Below are 21,467 nucleotides of genomic sequence, written 5' to 3'. Positions count from 1 at the left end.
CCCGGCGATCCGAAAACAGGTCGAGAGGATGCTGAACAAAGCGCCCATTTTTTCACCCCGTCTCCAGTCTAGAAAATTTCCGCGCGCGGATTGCGATTCAACTACTGGCAGACTATGCAGCCGACAAAACAAAAGCCAGGGGCAGATGTCCGCCCCCGGCGAAAAATGGGCAACACAACCGATTACCGGATCGGAGCCGCCGCCTGCATCCGTTCCGGGATGCGGTCATGCCGGATCAGATCGTCCAGCGTCTCCCGTTTGACGACGAGATCCGCCTGGCCGTCTTTGACGAACACGACGGCCGGCCGGGCGATCCGGTTGTAGTTGCTCGCCATCGAATAGTTGTAGGCCCCCGTGCAGGAAACAGCCAAAATGTCGCCCGGTTCCACTTGCGGCAGCCGGACGTCCCAGATGAGCATATCGCCGCTCTCGCAGCATTTGCCTGCCACCGAAACCGTTTCGGTCGCCGGCTCGCACGCCCGGTTGGCCAACATCGCTTCATATTCCGCCTGATACAAGGCGGGGCGCGGGTTGTCGGTCATGCCGCCGTTTACGGCCACATATTTGCGGATGCCGGGAATCGTTTTGGTCGATCCGACCGTGTACAGCGTCGTTCCGGCCGGACCGACGATCGACCGGCCCGGCTCGATAATCACTTCCGGCACCTCCAGCCCACGGATCGCAAATTCGGCCAGGATCGTATCGGCAATCGCCCGCACATAGTCGGCAGGCGACAACGGCGCGTCCTTGTCCGTGTAGCGGATGCCGAAACCGCCGCCCACATTCAGTTTGGTCAACATCACACCCGCTTCCTTCGCCGCCCATTCATACAAATCGGCAAGCCGGGCGATCGCGACCGCAAACCCTTCCGTTTCAAAAATTTGCGACCCGATATGCGAATGCAGCCCCGCCAGGCGGATCGCCGGCAAATTCAGCGTTTTGCGGATCGCCGTTTGCGCCTGGCCGCTGCCCATGTCAAATCCGAACTTGGAATCCTCTTGCCCGGTGGAAATATATTCGTGCGTATGAGCTTCCACACCCGGCGTCACCCGCAACAAAATGCTGGCGGTCTTGCCTTTCGCCGCCGCCATGGCGCTCAACAGTTCCAACTCGTAAAAATTGTCCACAATAAACTCGCCGATCCCGACTTCCAGCGCGTATTCAATCTCGTCCGGCGTCTTGTTGTTGCCGTGGAAGTGAATCCGTTCCGCTGGAAACCCTGCCTTGATCGCCGTATGCAGTTCACCGGCCGACACGACATCGAGCGACAGCCCTTCTTCTTCAATCAATTTGCAGATCGCCATCGTGCAAAACGCTTTCGATGCATACGCAACCTGATACCGCAGCCCGGTTTCATCAAACGCTCGCTTGTACGCCCGGCAAGTCTCACGGATCAGCGCTTCGTCATACACGTATAGAGGCGTCCCGAATTGCTTCGCCAATTCCACTGTATCGCAACCGCCAATCTCCAGGCGGCCTTTTTCATTGATTCGGCTCGTTCCCTGAAGGTACATGAGTTGAGCTCCTCTCCACAGAAAAAAGTCAGTCGATATATATGACTGACATTATACCACGATTTTGGCGGATCAGGGAACATCACAGCCGCTTCGTTTCAAAATCTCCAAAATGGCGCTGGTGGTGATCGGCGCCCCTTTGCAGAACGCGTCTTTGCCGCCCATTTTTCCAATATCCCCGATGCCGATCACGATCGGCACGTTGCATTCGTTCAGCACATCGACCGTATCGCCCATGATGACCGGTTGGCGCAATCCCAGCGGCACCCCGTCCTTGTCGACTCCGTCGCGTACGATGTGGCCTTGCTGGTCGAGCGAAAAATCGACCCGCGTCCCTTCCACATACGCGGTGTTCGAGGCGACTGCGATCGCCCCGATCACTTCGATCGACGGATCATTGACAAGTTCGCGCAGCGCTTTTTCGCCGTACCCTTCTTCCCCGTGGCCGTTGTCGTCGAACATCACCAGCACCGGATCGTTTTTCGCCTGCTGTACCAGGCGGACGATTTCATGCCCCTGTAAGGGTGTAGGGTTGCCCGCCGATCGCGAAATGACGCGAGCCCCCACTTTGCGGGCTGCCTCCTCCACCGCTTTGCGGGCAACCTGATCGCCATCCGTAATCAGAATCACTTTCCGTTTCGCCGTCGTCCGACCTGCAGCCATATGATCACTCCCGCTGCTTAACCCCTCGCCCGGAATACCAGTGAGGCAAGGAAACTGAAGATGATCGCGGCGGAAATCCCCGCGCTTGTGACTTCAAAGATACCGGTGATAATCCCGATCAGTCCGTGCGTCTTTGCCTCCGCCATCGCCCCGTGCACCAACGCGTTGCCGAAGCTTGTGATCGGAACCGATGCCCCGGCGCCGGCAAATTTGATCAACGGTTCATACAGTCCCAACCCGTCCAGCACCGCCCCGGCCACGACCAGGATCACCATTACGTGAGCGGGTGTCTGATTCGTCAGGTCCATCAGCAACTGACCGATGACACAGATCAGGCCGCCGATCACAAAAGCCCAAAAAAACGTCACTTCGTTTCACCTTCCCTTTCGATTGCAACCGCATAGGCGATGCACGGAATCGTCTCACCTTGCTGCACCGTCAACGGCGACAGCAGTGCACCGGTGGCGACCACCAACATCCGGTTCAATTTCCCTTCTGCCATCCGCCGCATCAAATAGCCGTAGGTAACTGTCGCGCAACAGGCGCAACCGCTTCCGCCGGAGAACACTTCCGGCTGATCGGGATGAAAAATCAGCATCCCGCAATCGGTGAATTTGTCCTGCATCCGATACCCTTCCGCCTCCAGCAATTCGGCGGCAATCGGATGGCCGACGCGGGCCAGATCGCCCGTCACGATCAAATCGTAATCGTCCGGCGTTCTGCCGGTATCGCGGAAATGGGCGGTAATCGTGTCGACCGCCGCCGGCGCCATGGCTGGTCCCATTTCCCACGGGCTTTTGATCCCCATATCGATCACCTTCCCGATCGTCGCATAGGTGATCAAGGGACCTTGCAATCCTTTGCCGACCAACGCGGCTCCGGCTCCCGTCACCGTGCACTGCGCGCTCGGCGGTTTTTGCCCGCCGTATTCGGTGGGATAGCGAAACTGCCGCTCCGCCGTCGAATTGTGACTGGACGTGGCGGCCACCGCATAATCGGCAAAACCGGCATCGACCAGCTGGGCGGCGAAGGCCAAACCTTCCATCGCTGTCGAACAGGCGCCGAAAATCCCCAGATAAGGCGCCCCGATGCTTCTGGCCGAAAAGCTCGAGACGGTGATCTGATTGATCAGGTCGCCAGCCAGGATCACATCCACCTGGCTGAGCGGAACGCCCCCTTTTTTCACCGCCAATTGAATCGATTCCTGCAACAGTTTTTGTTCCGCTTTTTCCCAACTGTTTTCGCCGACATACGGTTCGTCGTGAATCACGTCAAAATCATTTTTCAGCGGGCCTTCCCCTTCCTTCGGACCGACGACTGCCGAACATGCCAAGATCCGCGGCTGATTGCGAAACTGCCACGTCTGCTTGCCCAATTTCCCCATAGCGTCCTCCTTACAGCTTCTCGAAAACGAAACGGACGAGCGCGACGAAGAAAGCGGCCACCGTACCAAACACGATCACCGGTCCGGCCAGTTTAAACATGTTCCCCCCGACTCCAAGCACGTACCCCTCGCTTTTATGTTCCAGGGCGGAAGCCGCCATCGCGTTGGCAAAACCGGTAACCGGCACGGCCGAACCGGCCCCCGCCCACTGGCCAAACCGGTCGTACACGCCAAGCCCCGTCAGCAGCACGGACAGAAAAATCAGCGTGGCGACGGTCGGGTTGCTGGCGGTGCGTTCCGTAAAATCGAAGTAGGTCATGTAAAACGTCTGGATGATTTGTCCCAGCAAACAGATCGCACCTCCCGCCAGGAACGCCCGTACCGTATTTTTCAAAACGGGGCGCTGCGGAGTCCGCTGTTTCGCAAATTTCTTGTAAGCCTGTTGCGTCTTCGGACCGCTTGCGAGCATCCGTAGAAACCTCCTTGCCCCCTGACCTGTTTGATGTTTTTAGCGTATCTCCAACGGCTGCCTCCTATCCCTCGGGTAAGCTGGAAACTGCGGCCAAACAAACAGCCTTCGGCAGATGCAAACTGCCAAAGGCTGTTACAATTCGGTGGCGTTCGTAACCGAATGGTGTTTGGGGACCACCACGAAATGATAGTAACCCCAGCCGATGCCGCCGCCAAGCACAGTGCCCAATACAAACAACCACAATACGAGACGCTTTGCCGACTTTTTGCGCATTCCGCTCCACCTCATCTTCCAGTATGTACAGGAGGAGCGAATTTATCCCAAATGATCCTTGATCGTCTGCAAAATTCGCTTTTCCAGGCGGGACACCTGCACCTGCGAGATGCCCAGCACATCGGCCACTTCTGCCTGCGTCTTGTCGCGGAAAAAGCGGAGAAACACGATCAGCCGCTCCCGCTCCGGCAATTTCGAGAGCGCATCGTGCAGAGAAAGCTTGTCAAACCACCGCTCCTGCGCATCATCCGCAATCTGGTCCATCAGATAAATCGGGTCGCCGTCATTTTCGAACACCGTCTCATGAATGGACGCTGGCTGCCGCACTGCTTCCTGCGCAAACACCACTTCCGCCGGATCCATGCCCATCGCTTCCGCCACCTCGTTGATGTGCGGCTGACGGCCCAATTTTTTTGCCAGTTCGTCCCGCACCTTGCGGATCTGGCGGGCCGTTTCCTTCAGCGAACGCGAGATCTTGACGGTCGAATCGTCCCGCAAAAATCTTTGGATTTCGCCGATGATCATCGGCACGGCATAGGTGGAAAAGCGCACGTCGTAGCTCAGATCGAATTTGTCGATCGCTTTCATCAGACCGATGCAGCCGATTTGGAACAGATCGTCCGGTTCGTAGCCGCGGTTCAAAAACCGCTGCACGACCGACCAAACCAGCCGCTGATTGGCCATCACCAGCCGTTCCCGAGCTTCCTGGTCGCCCGTTTGGCTTTTCGCGATCAATTCCTTTACCTGTTCGTCCGATAGCTTGCTGTGGGAAGGAGTCCGGTTGCGTTCCATAAGCAAACCCCTCAGTGTCCCAATACTTGAGCGCTCTTCATGCTTTTCACCAAACGGACGCGAGTGCCCTTGCCGACCTCAGACGTAATCTCGATTTCATCCACAAAATTTTCCATAATCGTGAACCCCATGCCCGATCGTTCCAGTTCCGGTTTTGATGTGTAAAGCGGCTGGCGGGCCTGTTCGATGTCGGGAATTCCCCGCCCCTGATCTTCGATCACCAGTTCGATTGTCTTCCCATCCAGCGAACAGGTTACCGTGACGATTCCTTCTGTCCCTTCATACCCGTGAATGATCGCGTTCGTCACCGCTTCCGAAACGACCGTTTTGATCTCGGTTAGCTCCTCCATATCCGGATTCAGCTGCGACACGAACGCAGCCACCGCGACGCGGGCAAACGATTCGTTCTGCGACAGGCTGGCGAACTCCAGTTTCATATGGTTGCGCGCCATCGTTATACCTCCCCCATTTCGGCCAACGCCCGGGTTTCGGTATCATAGACGGGCAGAATCTTGAATATCCCCGACAGCTCAAACAGTTTGCGCAGCGAATCGTTCACGGCGCAAAGCGACATTTTGCCGCCAAGCTGCGACACCCGTTTGTACCTTCCAAGGATCACGCCAAGCCCCGAACTGTCCATAAATTCCAAACGTCCAAGCGAAAAAATCATATTTTTATAGAGACCGCTGTCCAATTCCGACTCGACACGGTTCCGCACCAGTTCGGCCGTGTGATGATCCAGTTCCCCTGCCAACCGGACTACCAGGGTGGTTCCGATTTTCTCCGTTTCGATTTGCAAACTCATGTTTTACTCCCCCTGTACAATCCAAATCTACAGAGGGTATTCGTGCAGCAGATAAAATTTTCCTTCCGCTCGACAAAACTAGATGGAATTCGAGCGGATCCGTCAAAACCGGCGGGCGTATACTTGTCATACCCTCCCGATCGCCATCATTTTTCCATCCAGTATTCCCCTCGTTCACCAGGAATAGTACAATAAAACTGGGGGTAAGGGAAACAGGGGGAACAAAGTGAATGCAAAAAACTTTGGGACAAAAAATCAAACAACTCCGCCGCAGCAAGCAGATGACGCAAAGCGAACTGGGCAAGGGCCTGGTGACACCGAGCATGATCAGCCAGATCGAAGCTGACAAAGCGAGTCCTTCCTGCAAACTGCTGGCGGAACTGGCCGCCCGTTTAGGTGTCAACCTGCAATATTTTCTGGACGAAATGCAAATCAAAATGGAACAAAACGGCGCGGTAAAATATGCCCGCATGCTGATGGAAGCGGAAAATTACGCCGCCGCCTGCAACCTATTGCAAAAGCTGCTGAGTGAACCGCTTCCTCATCTCCCGCTCACCGAACTTCAACTTGACCTGGCCCAGTGCCTGCAAAAAAGCGGCCAACCGGAGCAGGCGCTGGAATTGTACGATCAGATCATCCAGACCGCCTTCAGCGAGGGCGACTCCCAGACTGCCGTACGGGCGTTCCGCGGCATAGGGCTGCTTGAACATGACAGGGGCAACCTGGTGCTGGCCCATTTTCACTGGAGCAAAGGAGCCGTCATCGGCTGCCGGGAACTGAGTCCCGACAGCGATCTGCTGGCCGATCTTCTGCTTCTCCTGGCACAGGTGCAAAATCAGTTGGGCGCCCACTCGGAATCGCTCGCCACCTTGCAAAAAGCACAATCGATTTTGCAAGCGGTCGGTCATCCGCAACAACTTGCCGCGTTGGCTGAAACATTCAGCAGCGTCTATCAAAATCTGGGACAGTATGAAAATGCGGCCGAATACGCACGGGACTCGATCTCCATCTGGCAGGCCCTCAACCTGCGCCCGCGCGCAGCCCACATGAAAACCACCCTGGCGCAGATTCTCGACGAAAGCGGCCGGCCGGAACAGGCGCTGGAACTCTTGGAAGAATGCCTCGAACAATTCCATGTCGATCTGATGGAAGAGATCGCCTATGTCCACTCTGTCATCGCCGGCATCTTTTTCCGCTTGGGGCGGCTGGAAGCCGCCAGGTCGCACTGCGAAACGGCGCTGGCGTTAGCCGACCAGGACGTAGAAGCGCGGCTGCAGGCATACCGAACCCTGGCGAAGGTGTATTTGCAGGAAAACCAATATGCAGAAGCGATTGACTACTGTGAATTGTTGATCGACCTCTGCCAAAAACAGCACTGCCTCGGCGAATTGACACGCGCGTTCACGTTTCTTTCCGAAATCTACAAACGGCAGGGAAATTACATGAACGCGGCGGAAACGATCTTGCGCATGCAAAAGGCGGTGGAAACCAATCTCCGCGAAATCACCGTGATGGCGTAGCGGTAACAAACGTCCCGGAAAATTCCGGGGCGTTTGATTTTACGAATCGGCGACATCCGCTCTCCCAGATGATTCGGGTTCCGGTTTGTCGCGGGTGAAAAAGAACAAGAACACGGCCAAGAACGCGGCCGCAAAAAAGATTGTTCCCCTTGACGGCTTGATTGCCGGAATGTCGGATAACGGCATGTTGCATCATTCCCTTATTTTTGTATGACGGATTTGACACTTTTCCAACACCAATTCGCGGTATTCAGCAAAAAACTGCACCGCTTCCGGAACGTATGCTTCTTTTTTCTTCAATCCGAACGGCGGTCCGCCGACGACAATCGTAAATCCGCCTGACGTTACAAAAGTGCCGATCACATGGATTTGACCAATCAAAAGCAGCAATGCAGCGATGATCTCCAACCAGTCCAGCACAACGCTTGCTTGCGGAACTTCCGGAAGGGCTTCCACTCGGGGTCTGCCGGTAATGGGACCGGACAAAGACAGCGAAAACCCCTCGGGCGTAACAAACACTCCGCGAATCGTAATTTGTCCTGTCAACAGCAAGATAACGGTGGCAATATCGATCGTCTGATAGACAGTTCGCACGATGTTCCCTGCCACGTTCCTTGTCTTTTTTTGCAAACTCACCACCCCAATTGCCGCAACGTCTACTATAAGGTATGTGACCGAAAGCTCTGATGTCCTCAGCGTATCTTTTATTTTCCAAGGCAACCGGGACACGGGCGGTCAAAATCCATCAATGAATACAAATTTGCAAGCAAAGGGAATGAAAATTCATTGCACGGAGTGATTCCATTGGGACGGCAAACAATATAGCAGCCAGCGAATCCCGAAAATTTAAAGGTTAAATCCGCAGGGCCACCAGCAAAGCGGCCGCAAGCAGGGCAAGCAGGCTGCTCACCGCAAAGGCGGCGGTCGCTCCAAACGTTTGCCAGAGAGTGCCAGCCAGCAAGCTGGCGGGCAGAGCTGCCAATCCGGTTACCGCGTTGAACGTGCCGATCGCGGTTCCACGCTGTCCTGCCGGTACAAGATCGGCGATGTACGCTTTTTGAATCCCTTCCGTCGCCGCGTAATAAACCCCGTACACAAGAAACAGCGCCCAAATCCATGCCGGCTGGTCGGCAAACGCAAATCCCAGGTAGATGGCGGCAAAAATCAGATAGCCGGCGACCAGAACGGATCGCCGCCCGATGCGATCCGACAGGATGCCGGCCGGCATCGCAAGCAGGCTGTACGTCAGGTTAAAAGCAAAATACGCCAGCGGAATCTGCGCCGGCTCCATACCCGCGTCCTGTGCCCGCAAAATGAGAAATGCGTCGGAAGAATTGCCGATGGCAAACAGCGTGGCGGCAAACGTAAACGAGATAAAGCGGCGGTTTTGGTTGCGAAAGCTGATGGTGGGCCATGACCGCTCTCCGCCTGCTTGTTCCCCCGTCCTTTCTTTCAAGAAAAAAATCAACAGGATGACCGCCAAAACGCCCGGTATGGCGGAGACCCAAAACACCGCCCGGTAATCGCCGGCAAACTGCGACAGGATCCAAAACGCCAGAAAAGGACCGGCTGCGGCACCCAGTGTATCCATCGCCCGGTGAAACCCAAACGCCCTGCCCCGATCCTGCTGCGGGGTCGTATCTGCGATCAGGGCGTCCCGCGGGGCGCCTCGCACCCCTTTGCCAAACCGGTCGGCAAAGCGAATCGCCAACACCTGCCCCCAGGTCGTACTGAGAGCGAACAGCGGTTTGACCAGATTGGAAAGCCCGTAACCTACGATCATCAGCGGTTTGCGCCGTCCGATCCGGTCAGACAACCAGCCGGAGAACAGTTTCAGAATACTCACCGTACTTTCGGCGATCCCCTCAATCAAGCCGATGGTTGCTGTTTGCACATGCAACACGGTTGTCAAGAAGAGCGGCAAAATCGGTACGATCATTTCACTCGACACATCGGTAAACAGACTGACCCAACCGACAACCAGCACCGTTCGGCTGAGCCCCCGGAAACCACCCGCAGATCTCCCTGCCTCCACTTGCTTCGCCTCACTTTCTATCGATCCATGACGACCTGAACCGGTATCGCGATCAACAGGCCTTCCTGTACCCGTTTTTCCAGTTCCGGCACAAGCCGTCGGACAACCTCCGTTCTGCCGACCGCTTCGATTACGACCGGTACCTGCGATGACAGCGAAAAGATCGATTGTTTGTGAATCACGTGGTCTTTCCCGAAGCCCACGATGCCGCGGGTGACGGTTGACCAGATCAGTTGGTGTTCGTTCAGGAGGTGTAACAGTTCCTGATACAAGGCGCGTCCGAACCAATCGGATTTTTCCTTGACATAGATCTTCAGCATCAGGTACTCCGTTTCATTCATCGGCCAGGCCCCCTTCAAAATGTCGAACGCTTCAATTGTCACGATTTCCCCATGCGGAATCATGGATTTGAGTTCGGGCAAAAGTGATCTCACCCGCTCTTGTGTGTCCACCGCTTCGATCACGATCGGCAAATTGTTGAACGGAACGTCTTCCAACACCATCTCCCGAAACGTGTCATTCTCGTCGATTCCTGCATCCGCCCGCGCCACAGTTGCACCCGCCAGTCCTTTTTTCCAAAGAAACTGCATGATCTCGGTGTACAGCGGTTGCGAATGGCGGTGGTCCAATTCCTGCTCACCCAGCACGATGTTCAGCAAAAGCTGGTTGGCCATTTTTTCACCCCCTGCTCACAGATCCGATGGCATAGCCGCAAAACGCGAGAACGATGCCGATCGTGTAACTGATCGCCAGATACTGAACGAACGGTTTCCATTCTTTTTTCATACCCAGTTGGATACTCTCCAGCTTGAATGTCGAAAATGTGGTAAATGCGCCCATAAATCCGGTACCAAACAGGAGGCTGACCGTTGAGCCGGCACCGCTGCCGATGATTAGCCCCAACAGGAAGGAACCTGAAAGATTGACGAATAAAGTACCGTACGGAAACACGGACGCCACCCGTTTTCCCAGCCATTGGCTGATCCCGTAGCGGGCGATCGCACCGAAAAACCCCCCGACAGCCACCAGAAAACTGTGCCAGATCAAGGCGTCTGCCACTCCCTTTCGTTTTTTTTCAACGGAAGCTGGGCGATGCGGCACCCGGCCCATGCCAGAAACAGGCCCCCCCAGAGACTGAGCAGAACGTAGAGCAATGCCGTTCCCCACAGTCCCTGCCGGATCAGTTCGAACGTCTCTACGCTGAATGTGGAAAATGTGGTGAACGATCCGACCACACCTGTTCCAAATCCGAGCCGGATCCAGGCGGGAAACCAGCCCAGTCGGGCCACCCGGGTGGTAAACCAACCCAGCACGAAGCAACCGATGAAATTGGTCACAAGCGTCGCCAGGGGAAAAGGCAACGCCCACCACGCATGAACAGACACTCCCAGATAATAACGAAGCAACGCTCCCAGAATGCCGCCCGTACCTACCGCCAGGTAGAGCACACCGATCACCTCCTTTGATCCCCGGAAAAAGGCAGACTCCTACCAGCACAAAACCTGGTAGGAGTCATCAGCCGCTGCCGGCAGTTATGGCGAACTCCATCGCCTGTTCCACATTTTCCCTCATTATAGTGCACATGTGTGGGGTTCGTCAAATCTTCGTGATCACTCATTTGATCATCATGTCATCATGCGGATGCCATGTCAATGTTATCAAGGAATTCCGTTTGTCATTCTCTCACATAAACCAATTTCCCCATGCCCTCACGCTTCTCCACTTAGTCGATAAACCGATTATAGCAAATCCCTTCCCTGAAAAGCGACCCATAGGACCTTCAGCCTCTCGTAGTCCTCCCGCGTATCGATATCCTGGAACAGGTATGGATCGTCATATTCGACACACATTCCCTGGCCAGGCATCCCGTTTCGCAACAGGTGACGGGCCCCTTCGTCTCCCCGCAACCGTGCAAGAGTGGAAAACAGCCGGTCGGATAACAAAACGGGCGGCCGCGCGATCCCCCGGTGACTGGCCGCCACATAAGAAAGCCGCCTGTTTTCATGGGCGCTTTTTTGGTAGTGAAAAATCAGCTCATCGATCACCGACCGGGTGACAAACGGCTGGTCGGCAAGCAGCACCACGATTGCCGCTGCCTGCCAAGCCGCGGCCCGCAACCCGCATCGCAAAGAGTGTGCCTGCCCCAAGCCTGATTCGGCACAGGCAACACGGCTCCATTTTTCCCGAACCGGGGTGGCAAAAAGGGAGCGGTCGACCCAGGCGAGCGAATCGTCCGCTCGGGTGACCACGAGGATGTGGTCCAACTCCGACGCAAGCGCCGACCGCAACGCCAAACTGCCAAGCGGCACTCCCCCGAGCGGCAGCGCCAGTTTGTTGGTTCCCATACGACCGCTTTTCCCGGCCGCCAGATAGATCCCTACAATGCACCGCCTTGTCTGAATAGGCCCCGCCATCAAACAAAAAGATAATTTCAGCCGCTTTCAGCTTCCCTTCTCTTGTGCAGCCCAGTTTGATTTTTGCATCGAGCCCGATGTGAACGGGAGACGTGATGAAATCCTCCTTGCGTGAGTTGACCAGTTTCACCTTGCGGCCGCCGACCGCTCGTGCCGCCAGATAGGCGATCAGTTCGAGCTGGACCGGCACTTTTCCACCGTAAGCTCCGCCCACCAATGGAGTGCGGACGATGATTTGACCTTGCGCAAGATTCAAATACCGGCTCATCAACCTTTCCACCATAAACGGGGACTGCGTGGAAGAGTGAATGATGATCTGTCCGTCCGGCAAAATTTCAGCCGTGACCGCTCGCGTTTCCATCGCGGCATGGTCCGATTGCGGGAATGAAAAGCTTGCTTTCGCGATCACTTCGCTTTCCATCCATCCCTTATCGAGGTTTCCCTTTCGTATTTTTGTACGGTTCGCGATATTGGTGCCAGGCTCCGGGTACACTCCCGGTATGCGCTCATATTCGCCCAGGCGTTCGTGAATCAGCGGCGCATCAGGTTGCAGGGCTTGCGTGGGAGAGTTGACAACCGGCAGCGGCTGGTATTCCACTTTGACCAACCCGGCGGCCCGCTTCGCCGCCGCTTCACTCTCCGCCACGACGACTGCCACCGGCTCGCCGTGATAGCGGACCCGGTCCGCCGCCAGAATCGGCCGGTCGCGAATTTCCTCTCCCGTCAGCACAACCTGATCCCGTCCCGTCACCACTGCCCGCACCCCGGAAACGGATCGGGCGGCGGCCGTGTCAATCGATTTGATTTTCGCGTGGGCATAGGGACTGATCACCATCTTCGCATGCAATATCCCGGGAGCCATCCAATCACTTGTATATTTGGCGACTCCCGTCACCTTGTCCAAAGCTTCTTTTCTTGGCACGCTTTTGCCGACCGCCATACCGCCTGAGCCCCCCTCCCCCTCAACATCTCCCGTACGTGTATATGCCTGCTTTCCATTGTCCTATTCCATTCTTCACAACACAAAAAAGCCGCCCCTGGTTCTGGCAACCATTGACGGCTCCTGTTTCCGAATGCCTATGACGCGCCGAACTTCAACCAACTGTCAAACGTCCGTTTCAGCATCGTGCCATACCCGGCCCGCTCCGCATCCTGTCCGGCCAAAATCGGGCTGCGCGCGATTTCCTGACCGTTTTTGCAGAGGATGATATGACCCACCACGTCCCCTTTTTTCAGCGGCGGTTTGACAGGCAGCAGCTCGATTTGCTTCGTATAGGCATCTTTCTTCTCTCCTTTCTTCAGCAAGATGCCGACCGTGTCACCTGCGATCAGCGGAATCTCGCGCGGCACCGCTTTGTCGATGCGGCCCGGCTGGACGACTTGTCCCTTTTTATAAATCGCCTCGCTGTAAAAATTGGCGAACGCCCAATCGAACATTCCGGCAATCTCCGCATTGCGGGTGGGGGAAGTCGGTTCCCCCATGACGACGGCGATCACCCGAAACTCGCCGCGCTTCGCGGTTGCCGACAAGCAATATCTCGATTCGCTGGTGAAACCGGTCTTCAAGCCGTCGACACCCGGGTAAAACCGCACCAGCTTATTGGTGTTGACCAGCCAGAACGGCTTGTCCGTATCTTTCCGCAAATAGTCCTGGTACATTGATGTCCACTTCAAAATCCCCTCATGTTTCAGCAACTCCCGCGACATGACGGCGACATCGTAGGCGGACGTATAATGGTTCTCGACCGGCAGTCCGTTGCAGTTGGAAAAATGCGTATCTTTCAGGCCCAACTCCTGCGCCCGCTGGTTCATCAGGCGGACGAACTCCTCTTCCGAACCAGCCAGATGTTCCGCCACGGCAACCGATGCATCATTCGCGGAACCGAGCGCGATCCCTTTCATCATATCCTCAAGCGTCATCTCTTCACCCGGCTCGAGGAAAATCTGCGATCCGCCCATCGAAGCGGCCCGCTCGCTGGTGCGGATATGGTCGGTCAGTTTCACCTTGCCCGCTTCGATCGCCTCCATCACCAACAGCATCGTCATGATCTTCGTGATGCTGGCAGGAGGTAGCCGGTCGTGCGCGTTTTTCTCAAACAGCACCTGGCCGGTCGCCGCGTCCATGACAATCGCGGAGACGGCCTGTTTGGCAATCTGCACCTGCGATTTTTCGTCCGGTTTTGTTTCGGTAGCACGAGCGGAAGCGACAGGGAGCAAGCACGCGCCTGCCACCACTCCCGCCGCCAGACCGGCCAGGACGGTTCGTTTGAAAGCCCTACCCCACATACTGTGATTTCCCTCCTTCACTCGATAGTGGTAGTGTACCACCAAAGGCTGGATTTCATCACAGCATCCGGGAACGGTCAATCGCCTCGATAGGTTGGCCGCTCCAGAGAAAACCGCTCGCCGAGCTTGGTATATTCGGTACCGGCCAAGCGACCGACGGGCCCCAGCTCAGCCAGCTTGATCTTGCCGTTTTCGATCACCGCATCATCGATGTGAAAACAGACTACTTCGCCAATGATCAGGTCTGTATCCGGCCCGTTCCCCAACTCCAGAACCTGATGCAGCCTACACTCCATCGCGACTCTGCACTCGGCCACGCGGGGAACGTGCACCTTTACGCTGGGCAGCGTGTGCAGGCCAGCGCGTTCCACCTCTGAAATGCCGGGCGGATAGGGGCATGACGTGTGATTGATCAGCTCGATCAACCGTTCTTCCGTCACATGCACCACGAACTCGCCGGTGCGCCGGATATTGCGCGATGTGTCCTTGTACGCTCCGCCCTCTTTTCGCCCCACCGAAATCGACAACAGAGGCGGATCGGAGCACAATGCGTTAAAAAAACTGAACGGTGCCGCATTCACAACACCGTTCTCGTCCAGTGTCGTGACAAACGCGATCGGCCTTGGCGCGACCAGCCCAATCAACAGTTTGTAAACTTCCAGATCGGTCAGATGATTCGGATCCAGCAACATATTGCCCCTCCACGTTCCTCCCGTTTTGCGTTCACGGATTGTTCCCTGCTTCTACTATTCCGCAAATAAGCCGATCTTGCAACCGGATGTGTGACTTTTTGCCGGTTGTGACGTCTATATGATTGTAGGCTGTGAAAAATGGGAGGGAGCAGTATGTCTGTTGTCCTGCAGGTCGATACGCTGAGCAAACGGATCGGATCCCGCATCCCGGTTGACCAGATCTCGTTTGCCATTCGCGCGCCGCCGCGACGTATTGGCGTAGCGGCGTACGTTTGGAGCCCCGGGCGAAGTACCCGGAAAAGGCTTCGAAGCATAGCATCACTTCGCTGGGCGATAGGGATGCGCTAGTGCCGAACACGCCGCTTTTTGCATATGCTGGTTCAGAATGTGCGCAAACGGAGAGCGTGAAGAAGGGTGAAGGATGAAACTCGCTGTGATTGTCGGAACTCGCCCGGAACTGATCAAAATGGCGTTGGTCATTCAAAACATCAAACAGCGGCACCCGCGTTCCCTCTTTATCCATTCGGGCCAACATTATGATGACGCACTCGACAAAAGGATCGCCGAAACGTTCGGGCTGCCGGAGCCGGACTGCCGCCTGCACGTCGGTTCAGGTTCCCACGCCACGACAACGGCCAACATCATGGTCGGTGTCGAGCAACTCATCGACCGGGAAAAAATCGAAACGGTGATCGTGCACGGAGATACCAACACCACACTGGGCGCCGCGCTGGCGGCCGCCAAGCGAAACTGCCGCATCGCCCATGTGGAGGCCGGTCTTCGCAGTTTTGACCGACAGATGCCGGAAGAGATCAACCGGAAACTGGTCGATCACATGGCCACCCACCTGTTTGCTCCAACCCGGACCGCCGCCCGCAACCTGCAGCGGGAAGGAATCCGGAACGGGATTTATCTGGTGGGGCAAACGATTGTGGATGCGCTGGCCTATATCAATGCCCGGTCTGGCGACAGGCCGATTCTCGGCCAACTGGGACTTGCCCCGAAACAGTATCTGTTTGTCACGATCCACCGTCAGGAAAATACGGACGATCCCGCCCGGTTGCGATCGATTGTGCAGGCGTTGCGGCAGATCTCCGGGGATACACCGTACAAAGTGGTGCTGTCCCTGCATCCGAGAACCAAACGGAAACTGGCCGAATCGGATTTATTGCGGGCGCTGCCATCCAAAAACCTGATCGTTCTGGACCCGCCCGCCCCGTTTGCCGACTCGGTTCTGTTGCAGCGGGAAGCCCGAATCGTTTTGACGGACAGTGGAGGTTTGCAGGAAGAAGCCTGTATCCTGGGCACCCCTTGCATCACCTTACGGCTGAACACAGAACGCCCGGAAACGGTTGCCTGCGGGGCCAACCGGCTGGCCGGAACCGACACCCGCGAGATCCTGCAGTCGATGTCAGCTGTGTTACAGTCCGCTCAAACTTGGATCCATCCCTACGGCCCGCCCGGCGCAAGCGAAAAAATCGTCCGGATCCTGCTGCAGGGATAAGGGAGGGCTTGTCGTGACTCACTCCGAACGGTTGGCTTCCCGTGCAATGAAACTGCTTGCAAAAGGCGTGTTCCCCCTACCGGACGAGACAGCGGTAACGATCATTCTACGCAGTACCCGCCCGGCCTGGACGTCCGCCTGTCTGGAAACGATCCGCCGATGCACGTCGGAACCCGCCAAACTGATTGTTGTGGATGACCATTCCTACGATCCGGAGCTGGCGGGCAAAGACCGGTTGAATCTGGCGTTGTCGCAAGTTAAAACCGATTTTTTCGTTTTGCTGGATGACCGCGTGATGGTCACCCCGCACTGGTTGACACGCATACTCTGGACTTTTTTTGATGATTCGGCAGTCGGGATGGCAGCCCCCTCTTCCAACCTTGAAACGGATTCGGCTTTTTGTTCCGATCTCGACGAACTGTTCGCCTTCTCACAGAAAATCGCCATGCAAAACAGCGGAATGTGGGAACCTGTGCACAGCCTGCGCGGAACCTGTTTCGTTTGCCGCAAATCGGTACTGGACAGGATTGGCGGACTCGATCCTTCTCTCCAATGCCACACAGCCCGTCTGCTCGATTGGTGCCTCCGGGCGAAAGCAAACGGATACCGACTCGCCCTTTGCAAAGACGCGTTTGTGTATGTCATGCAGCCGATCTCTGAAGAGTCTGATGAAAAGACGGCAGAAGAGGCGAACAGCTGGATCCGCTTCCGCCAAAAATGGAATCTGGCGGCAACGGTCGATCCGTATTCGACCCTCGTCCAAACAGAGGATCCGGGCCAGATTCCCCTGACTTCGGAAGCGCTTGCTCCTCCCCTTGTGTCCGTCGTTGTCACGTGTTTTGCCGCTTCCTTGCATGCTTTGCATGAATCGCTCGCCAGTATTGAGCAACAGACCTACTCCAACATCGAAATCCTGCTGATCCGCCTGGGGTCTCCTCCTCGCCTGCCGAAACTCACCCGCCGACCCGTCGCTGGCCTCTGGATCGAACAAGCAACCCAGGCTCAAGCGGCGTTTGAAGCAGTGCAGCGGCTGGCGCGGGGACGATACATTGCATACCTTGAGGCAGGTTATCTGTACCGGCGGGATCATATCAGCCGGTTGGTCGACGCGATCCACCGAAAGCGGGCAGCCCTGGCGCTGGCCCAATCGGACGCATGGGAGGAAATTCCTCTTTCCTGCGTCATGCACGTGCATCCCGGCCCCGATCCAGCCAATTTGCCAATTCGATTCTCCGAACAGGGAACATGCAAACTGCTTCCCAACGCAATGCCGCTCTCCGACATGGCAAAAATTCCGGAACTCACAGTACGGAAGGTGAAGTCATGAAAATCGTCTGTTTCGGCACCGCCTGGCAACAGGACTCCCCCTGCCACCGACTCCTGCAATTGCTGCCAGAGTGTGACGATCCGCTGCTGATTCCGGATGTTCCGCTCTCACGCCTGGAATCGCTTGATCCGAATGAAACGGTGGCATTCGTGTTTCACCCCTATTGGATACAAGTGGTGAACCGGTTTGCGCCCCGCTATCTCGTTTCCTATCTCGAACCGTGCCCGGAAGGGTGCGACAGGAGCTTATGGGAAAAATGCTCGACCCATCTGGCCGCAAGATCGACGGTTGTTTGCACGCAATCAGAACGGATCTATCTGGAACAATGTTTTCGCCGCGATTCCCTGATCTTGCTGTCGGGTGAAGAACGAAAACCGTTCGATGTGCATCAGACCAAAGACAGTACCTTGTTTCTCCGCGATTATGAAGTGGCTTTCCGGGATGCCATGAACCGGATGATCCACAACCTCCCGATGACGGATGTGGTGCAAAGACAGTGGCGCTGGCGTACCGCGTACTACAGGAGTCTTTTGGAGCGGGCCGACATGCGGGCTACGGTCTGTTTTCTGCTTTCGGTGTACCTGTATTTGTTAAAACAGCCGGAAGCTCGCGAGCATCTGCTGCAGTCGTTTGAATCCGCCCTGCTGGCGGGCGACAAAGACTGTTTGACGACACATTACCGTTTTTTATCGGCGATCGAAGCGCAGGCGGGCGAGCTGGAGAAGGCGGTCCATGTCTACGGCATCACCGCCCTTCTGCCGCATGAAAAACAAGCGTACTGCTTCCTGCTATCCTTGCTGGAACAAGGAAAATACGGACTGGTGCAGGCGGAAATCTTCCGGCTCAATGAGGATTACAAATCGGCGGCAGCGATTCTCAGAACGCTTGCTTCCGATGATGCACGACGCATATTATGCCAGGTGTATCTTCATCTGGGACAACTGGAAGAGGCGCTCCGCTTGATTGAGCCGGCCGATCTTGTTTCCCTACAGGACCGGCGGGATTATTGCATTCTCAACGGCACGGTGCGATCCATGATATACGGCAATCGACATGCGGCCATCCACTGGTTTTTGCAAGCTGCAACCTATGATTATCAGGCGATCGCGCATATTTTGGAATGCAAAGCGCTGGATGACGGTTTGGCCGCCTGCGCAAAGGAGGTGAGGCCGGATGATCCGGAAATCGCAAGACAACCGGTTGACGGCGATGCTGCAGGTTCGGAATGAAGCGGATCGCTACTTGCCGATGGTGCTCGATCAGCTTTCACAATTTGTCGATGACATCGTGATTGTGGATGACGCCAGCACCGACGGCACCGTCCGTCTCTGCAAATCGTACCAAAAGGTCACCCGTCTGATCGAATTGACAGAGTCCCATTTTGACCGCGAATGGGAGCTGCGGTCCCTCCTGTGGCAGGTTGCCGTATCGACAAGTCCCGATTGGCTGCTGGCGGTGGATGCGGACGAGGTCTATGAAGACAGGGTGAAAGAACAGATTGCTGGTCTCATCAATCAGGATCAATTCGACTGGGTCGGATTCCGTTTTTATGACTTCTGGGGAGGTTTGACCCATTACCGGGACGATGCGTTGTGGAATATCCACCGCCGGCACACGATGACCCTGGTCCGGTATCTGCCGGGATACCATTATTTCTATCCCAAACTGATGCACCATTGCCCGCGGCTTCCCCTGTCCTATTGCGTTCTGCCGGGACATCGTTCCGATCTTCGCGTGAAACATCTGGGCTGGGCAGGGAGCGAAGAGGAGCGGTACCAAAAGTACCTCCGTTATCTGTCGATCGACCCGGATGGCATCTGGGGTAGCCTTGCTCACTACCAGTCGATTCTAGATCCCAATCCCAATCTGGTGGAATGGAAAGAAGAGGAATGATGAAACGGGTCAGTATCTTCACACACAGTTTTCTCGACGGATACAACTGCCGTTTTACGCGTATTTTTGGCGGCGGACTGGAACGCTATATCTACGATCTCTGCGGCGTCATCCAGGAAATGGGATACAAGCCGGAAGTTCACCAGCTTTCGTACTATCAGCCGTTTGCCACCCGCTTCGAACAGATCGAGGTGTTCGGATACCCCTACGATTTTGACCAGATTGCGGAAGCGTTTGAAAAAATGGTATCCCATGCCCGCGGAGCATTGATTTACGCAAGCTGCATCTGGCATCCCATCCGGTACCGCATAGGCAGTCTGGGCATCTGCCACGGCATCAACTGGGATCGGCCCGATTTGCCCCAGTCGGACAAAACGCATGTGGCGAAATCGATCCAGTTGGCGCTCGACCAGTTGCATCGCATTGTTTCGGTCGATTCCCAATTTCTCACATACTGCCGTTCCGTGTGTACGTACGAGGATCCCGAGCAGGTGGTGCTAGTGCCCAACTCGGTTGACACCCGTCACTTCCTGCCGAAGGAAAAAAAACCTGACTCGTCGGACATCCGGATCCTGTTCCCGCGCCGGATCAGTTATGAGCGGGGCATCATTCCGATGATGTTGGCAGCCGACCGGTTATTGCGCCAGTATCCTAACCTGGTCGTCGAATTCGCCGGTGAATTGGTCAAAGACAGCCCGATCGGTGACACGTTTTTGCTCTGGATGCGGGAACATCCGCACAAAAACCGGATCATCCACCGGACCTACGCGTTCGACCGGATGGCCGACGCCTATCAGGAAGCGGATATCGCAGTCATTCCCAGCATTTTTTCGGAAGGTACATCATACTCTTGTCTGGAGGCGATCAGTTGCGGGATACCGGTGGTGGCCAGCAATGTGGGAGGGCTGAATGACATCATTATCGACGGATTTAACGGGCTCCTGACAGCTCCGACGGAGGAACGGCTGAGCGAAGCGATGATCCGGCTGATCGAAGATCCGGCGCTGCGCAAGACGCTTGGAGCGAATGCCCGGGCCACCGCGTTGGCATTTGACAAATCAATCTGGAAACAGCGTTGGAAAAACATATTGGCAGACTACCTGGAAGGTGGGGCAACATGAACGACCCGCAAAAATACGTCTGGGACCGATTGTGGTCCCAAGAAGTGTCCTACCATTGGGATTCGCTGAGTCAAACGATTTATGAGACGATCGGCAGATTGATCGGTGACGTAACAGGAAAGACGGTACTGGAAGCAGGATCAGGCACGGGAAAAATCTCCTTGCGCCTGGCGATGGAAGGTGCCAACGTGACACTGGTTGATTATTCGAAAAAAGCGCTCGACAATAGCCACCTGGCGTTCCGGCGCAAAAACCGGAACGGGCGATTTCTGTTGTCCGATATCCGCAACATCCCCGTTCCCGATGATACGTACGATTTGACCTGGAACGCGGGTGTTCTCGAACATTTTGATTTCGCGGGAAAAGTGGCTGTCCTGCAGGAAATGGCACGTGTCACAAAACCTGGCGGAATGGTCATCACATTTGTTCCTTATGCTAAATGTTTGCCGTATCGCGTCGGAAAAGCGTTTGCAGAAGCGAACGGAATCTGGATGTATGGTCGGGAAGACCCGGTTGATACCTTGCAAAACGAATTTCACACCAGCGAAATCCGGTTGCTTGAGGAGTTTCCCATCGGATTCATAAACAGTCTGGATTTTCTCGATTTCATTCCGCAGTCACAACCGGTAAAACAATGGATCGGGCAATGGTACCAGACGCTGACCGACGAGGAGCGCAGTCTGTTTCCAGGGTATTTGCTGGTGACCGCGGGAACCGTGGGACACTGATCGAATACCCAATCGAGCAGGAGGGGGCGGCTGGCCCCCGTCTT

General features: G+C 55.8%; 24 protein-coding genes, 1 pseudogene and 1 riboswitch. Of the genes and pseudogenes, 7 read left to right on the top strand and 18 right to left on the bottom strand.

Features of this window, described 5'->3' with window-relative positions; all coding sequences use genetic code 11:
* Positions 1-182: 182 nt before the first annotated feature.
* The 9 genes from lysA to spoIIAA all read right to left on the bottom strand — a co-directional run bounded on the left by lysA (position 183) and on the right by spoIIAA (position 5,903).
* Complete coding sequence (gene lysA, locus C230_RS0110170) at positions 183-1,514, bottom strand: diaminopimelate decarboxylase (protein WP_018131933.1); 1,332 nt, start codon at positions 1,512-1,514, stop codon at positions 183-185.
* A 72-nt stretch (positions 1,515-1,586) separates the two neighbouring features.
* Positions 1,587-2,177 carry a stage V sporulation protein AE gene (locus C230_RS0110165; protein ID WP_018131932.1) on the bottom strand — a complete coding sequence of 197 codons (591 nt, stop codon included), beginning with the start codon at positions 2,175-2,177 and terminating at the stop codon, positions 1,587-1,589.
* A 17-nt stretch (positions 2,178-2,194) separates the two neighbouring features.
* Positions 2,195-2,545, bottom strand: coding sequence for a stage V sporulation protein AE (gene spoVAE / locus C230_RS0110160; RefSeq protein WP_018131931.1), 351 nt, complete (start codon positions 2,543-2,545; stop codon positions 2,195-2,197).
* The gene (spoVAD, locus tag C230_RS0110155; protein WP_018131930.1) at positions 2,542-3,561 is read right to left on the bottom strand and encodes a stage V sporulation protein AD; all 1,020 of its coding nucleotides are present in this window, start codon (positions 3,559-3,561) and stop codon (positions 2,542-2,544) included. Before spoVAD ends, spoVAE begins: the two co-directional genes overlap by 4 nt.
* A 10-nt stretch (positions 3,562-3,571) precedes the next feature.
* Positions 3,572-4,030, bottom strand: coding sequence for a stage V sporulation protein AC (gene spoVAC / locus C230_RS0110150; RefSeq protein ID WP_018131929.1), 459 nt, complete (start codon positions 4,028-4,030; stop codon positions 3,572-3,574).
* Positions 4,031-4,165: 135 nt separating this feature from the next.
* Positions 4,166-4,306, bottom strand: a complete 141-nt coding sequence (locus tag C230_RS22565) for a hypothetical protein (RefSeq protein WP_018131928.1) — start codon at positions 4,304-4,306, stop codon at positions 4,166-4,168.
* A 42-nt stretch (positions 4,307-4,348) separates the two neighbouring features.
* Complete coding sequence (gene sigF, locus C230_RS0110140) at positions 4,349-5,098, bottom strand: RNA polymerase sporulation sigma factor SigF (RefSeq protein WP_018131927.1); 750 nt, start codon at positions 5,096-5,098, stop codon at positions 4,349-4,351.
* Positions 5,099-5,109: 11 nt separating this feature from the next.
* The gene (spoIIAB, locus tag C230_RS0110135) at positions 5,110-5,550 is read right to left on the bottom strand and encodes an anti-sigma F factor (RefSeq protein WP_018131926.1); all 441 of its coding nucleotides are present in this window, start codon (positions 5,548-5,550) and stop codon (positions 5,110-5,112) included.
* Between the two features lie 2 nt (positions 5,551-5,552).
* Entirely contained in the window at positions 5,553-5,903 is a 351-nt protein-coding gene (gene spoIIAA / locus C230_RS0110130) for an anti-sigma F factor antagonist (RefSeq protein WP_018131925.1), read from the bottom strand.
* Between the two features lie 230 nt (positions 5,904-6,133).
* On the opposite strand from spoIIAA, the gene C230_RS0110125 reads away from it, so the two are divergent.
* Positions 6,134-7,423 (top strand): tetratricopeptide repeat protein, encoded by a 1,290-nt coding sequence (locus tag C230_RS0110125; protein ID WP_018131924.1) that lies wholly within the window; start codon positions 6,134-6,136, stop codon positions 7,421-7,423.
* 192 nt (positions 7,424-7,615) lie between these two features.
* Here C230_RS0110125 and C230_RS20075 read toward each other — a convergent pair whose 3' ends face one another.
* The 9 genes and pseudogenes from C230_RS20075 to C230_RS0110075 all read right to left on the bottom strand — a co-directional run bounded on the left by C230_RS20075 (position 7,616) and on the right by C230_RS0110075 (position 14,850).
* Complete coding sequence (locus C230_RS20075; protein WP_156807420.1) at positions 7,616-8,017, bottom strand: hypothetical protein; 402 nt, start codon at positions 8,015-8,017, stop codon at positions 7,616-7,618.
* 259 nt (positions 8,018-8,276) lie between these two features.
* Positions 8,277-9,410, bottom strand: a complete 1,134-nt coding sequence (locus C230_RS0110110) for an MFS transporter (RefSeq protein WP_018131921.1) — start codon at positions 9,408-9,410, stop codon at positions 8,277-8,279.
* 65 nt (positions 9,411-9,475) lie between these two features.
* Complete coding sequence (locus tag C230_RS21380; protein WP_018131920.1) at positions 9,476-10,132, bottom strand: DUF190 domain-containing protein; 657 nt, start codon at positions 10,130-10,132, stop codon at positions 9,476-9,478.
* 4 nt (positions 10,133-10,136) lie between these two features.
* A complete protein-coding gene (gene crcB, locus C230_RS0110100) occupies positions 10,137-10,505 on the bottom strand; it encodes a fluoride efflux transporter CrcB (protein ID WP_018131919.1) in 369 nt (122 codons plus the stop codon).
* On the bottom strand, positions 10,502-10,906 hold the full coding sequence (gene crcB / locus C230_RS0110095; protein WP_018131918.1) for a fluoride efflux transporter CrcB: 405 nt from the start codon (positions 10,904-10,906) through the stop codon (positions 10,502-10,504). Before crcB (C230_RS0110095) ends, crcB (C230_RS0110100) begins: the two co-directional genes overlap by 4 nt.
* Positions 10,907-10,957: 51 nt before the next feature.
* A riboswitch (Fluoride riboswitch) is annotated at positions 10,958-11,019 on the bottom strand.
* A gap of 178 nt (positions 11,020-11,197) precedes the next feature.
* Positions 11,198-11,803 (bottom strand): nucleotidyltransferase family protein, encoded by a 606-nt coding sequence (locus C230_RS22560; protein WP_245533983.1) that lies wholly within the window; start codon positions 11,801-11,803, stop codon positions 11,198-11,200.
* A gap of 40 nt (positions 11,804-11,843) precedes the next feature.
* Positions 11,844-12,812, bottom strand: a pseudogene (locus C230_RS22000) (xanthine dehydrogenase family protein molybdopterin-binding subunit); the annotation flags it as partial.
* Between the two features lie 137 nt (positions 12,813-12,949).
* Positions 12,950-14,158 (bottom strand): D-alanyl-D-alanine carboxypeptidase family protein, encoded by a 1,209-nt coding sequence (locus tag C230_RS0110080; RefSeq protein ID WP_018131916.1) that lies wholly within the window; start codon positions 14,156-14,158, stop codon positions 12,950-12,952.
* 77 nt (positions 14,159-14,235) lie between these two features.
* On the bottom strand, positions 14,236-14,850 hold the full coding sequence (locus C230_RS0110075; protein ID WP_018131915.1) for a flavin reductase family protein: 615 nt from the start codon (positions 14,848-14,850) through the stop codon (positions 14,236-14,238).
* A 421-nt stretch (positions 14,851-15,271) separates the two neighbouring features.
* On the opposite strand from C230_RS0110075, the gene wecB reads away from it, so the two are divergent.
* Genes wecB through C230_RS0110040 form a run of 6 tightly spaced genes read left to right on the top strand, consistent with a single transcriptional unit; the run spans position 15,272 to position 21,423 of the window.
* Entirely contained in the window at positions 15,272-16,354 is a 1,083-nt protein-coding gene (gene wecB / locus C230_RS0110065) for a non-hydrolyzing UDP-N-acetylglucosamine 2-epimerase (protein ID WP_018131913.1), read from the top strand.
* Positions 16,355-16,367: 13 nt separating this feature from the next.
* The gene (locus C230_RS0110060; protein ID WP_018131912.1) at positions 16,368-17,681 is read left to right on the top strand and encodes a glycosyltransferase; all 1,314 of its coding nucleotides are present in this window, start codon (positions 16,368-16,370) and stop codon (positions 17,679-17,681) included.
* Positions 17,678-18,910, top strand: a complete 1,233-nt coding sequence (locus C230_RS0110055) for a tetratricopeptide repeat protein (RefSeq protein ID WP_018131911.1) — start codon at positions 17,678-17,680, stop codon at positions 18,908-18,910. The genes C230_RS0110060 and C230_RS0110055 overlap by 4 nt, the downstream gene beginning before the upstream one ends.
* Positions 18,855-19,574, top strand: a complete 720-nt coding sequence (locus C230_RS0110050) for a glycosyltransferase (protein ID WP_018131910.1) — start codon at positions 18,855-18,857, stop codon at positions 19,572-19,574. Before C230_RS0110055 ends, C230_RS0110050 begins: the two co-directional genes overlap by 56 nt.
* Entirely contained in the window at positions 19,574-20,695 is a 1,122-nt protein-coding gene (locus tag C230_RS0110045; RefSeq protein WP_018131909.1) for a glycosyltransferase family 4 protein, read from the top strand. The genes C230_RS0110050 and C230_RS0110045 overlap by 1 nt, the downstream gene beginning before the upstream one ends.
* Complete coding sequence (locus C230_RS0110040; protein ID WP_018131908.1) at positions 20,692-21,423, top strand: class I SAM-dependent methyltransferase; 732 nt, start codon at positions 20,692-20,694, stop codon at positions 21,421-21,423. Before C230_RS0110045 ends, C230_RS0110040 begins: the two co-directional genes overlap by 4 nt.
* Positions 21,424-21,467 lie beyond the last annotated feature (44 nt).

Source organism: Effusibacillus pohliae DSM 22757, from assembly GCF_000376225.1.
GTDB classification, from domain to species: domain Bacteria; phylum Bacillota; class Bacilli; order Tumebacillales; family Effusibacillaceae; genus Effusibacillus; species Effusibacillus pohliae.
The sequence above is the reverse complement of the archived record's forward strand: the minus strand, read 5'-3'. Positions and strand labels throughout refer to the sequence as shown.

What these genes read in the sequence shown, in the direction of transcription:
- C230_RS0110075 (WP_018131915.1), bottom strand. Translation starts at nt 14,850, where the DNA reads ATGTTGCTGGATCCGAATCATCTGACCGATCTGGAAGTTTACAAACTG.
- C230_RS21380 (WP_018131920.1), bottom strand. Translation starts at nt 10,132, where the DNA reads ATGGCCAACCAGCTTTTGCTGAACATCGTGCTGGGTGAGCAGGAATTG.
- C230_RS0110055 (WP_018131911.1), top strand. Translation starts at nt 17,678, where the DNA reads ATGAAAATCGTCTGTTTCGGCACCGCCTGGCAACAGGACTCCCCCTGC.
- spoVAD (WP_018131930.1), bottom strand. Translation starts at nt 3,561, where the DNA reads ATGGGGAAATTGGGCAAGCAGACGTGGCAGTTTCGCAATCAGCCGCGG.
- C230_RS22560 (WP_245533983.1), bottom strand. Translation starts at nt 11,803, where the DNA reads ATGGGAACCAACAAACTGGCGCTGCCGCTCGGGGGAGTGCCGCTTGGC.
- C230_RS0110040 (WP_018131908.1), top strand. Translation starts at nt 20,692, where the DNA reads ATGAACGACCCGCAAAAATACGTCTGGGACCGATTGTGGTCCCAAGAA.
- C230_RS0110125 (WP_018131924.1), top strand. Translation starts at nt 6,134, where the DNA reads ATGCAAAAAACTTTGGGACAAAAAATCAAACAACTCCGCCGCAGCAAG.
- C230_RS0110080 (WP_018131916.1), bottom strand. Translation starts at nt 14,158, where the DNA reads ATGTGGGGTAGGGCTTTCAAACGAACCGTCCTGGCCGGTCTGGCGGCG.
- spoIIAA (WP_018131925.1), bottom strand. Translation starts at nt 5,903, where the DNA reads ATGAGTTTGCAAATCGAAACGGAGAAAATCGGAACCACCCTGGTAGTC.
- lysA (WP_018131933.1), bottom strand. Translation starts at nt 1,514, where the DNA reads ATGTACCTTCAGGGAACGAGCCGAATCAATGAAAAAGGCCGCCTGGAG.
- wecB (WP_018131913.1), top strand. Translation starts at nt 15,272, where the DNA reads ATGAAACTCGCTGTGATTGTCGGAACTCGCCCGGAACTGATCAAAATG.
- spoVAC (WP_018131929.1), bottom strand. Translation starts at nt 4,030, where the DNA reads ATGCTCGCAAGCGGTCCGAAGACGCAACAGGCTTACAAGAAATTTGCG.
- C230_RS0110045 (WP_018131909.1), top strand. Translation starts at nt 19,574, where the DNA reads ATGAAACGGGTCAGTATCTTCACACACAGTTTTCTCGACGGATACAAC.
- C230_RS0110050 (WP_018131910.1), top strand. Translation starts at nt 18,855, where the DNA reads ATGATCCGGAAATCGCAAGACAACCGGTTGACGGCGATGCTGCAGGTT.
- spoIIAB (WP_018131926.1), bottom strand. Translation starts at nt 5,550, where the DNA reads ATGGCGCGCAACCATATGAAACTGGAGTTCGCCAGCCTGTCGCAGAAC.
- C230_RS0110165 (WP_018131932.1), bottom strand. Translation starts at nt 2,177, where the DNA reads ATGGCTGCAGGTCGGACGACGGCGAAACGGAAAGTGATTCTGATTACG.
- C230_RS22565 (WP_018131928.1), bottom strand. Translation starts at nt 4,306, where the DNA reads ATGCGCAAAAAGTCGGCAAAGCGTCTCGTATTGTGGTTGTTTGTATTG.
- sigF (WP_018131927.1), bottom strand. Translation starts at nt 5,098, where the DNA reads ATGGAACGCAACCGGACTCCTTCCCACAGCAAGCTATCGGACGAACAG.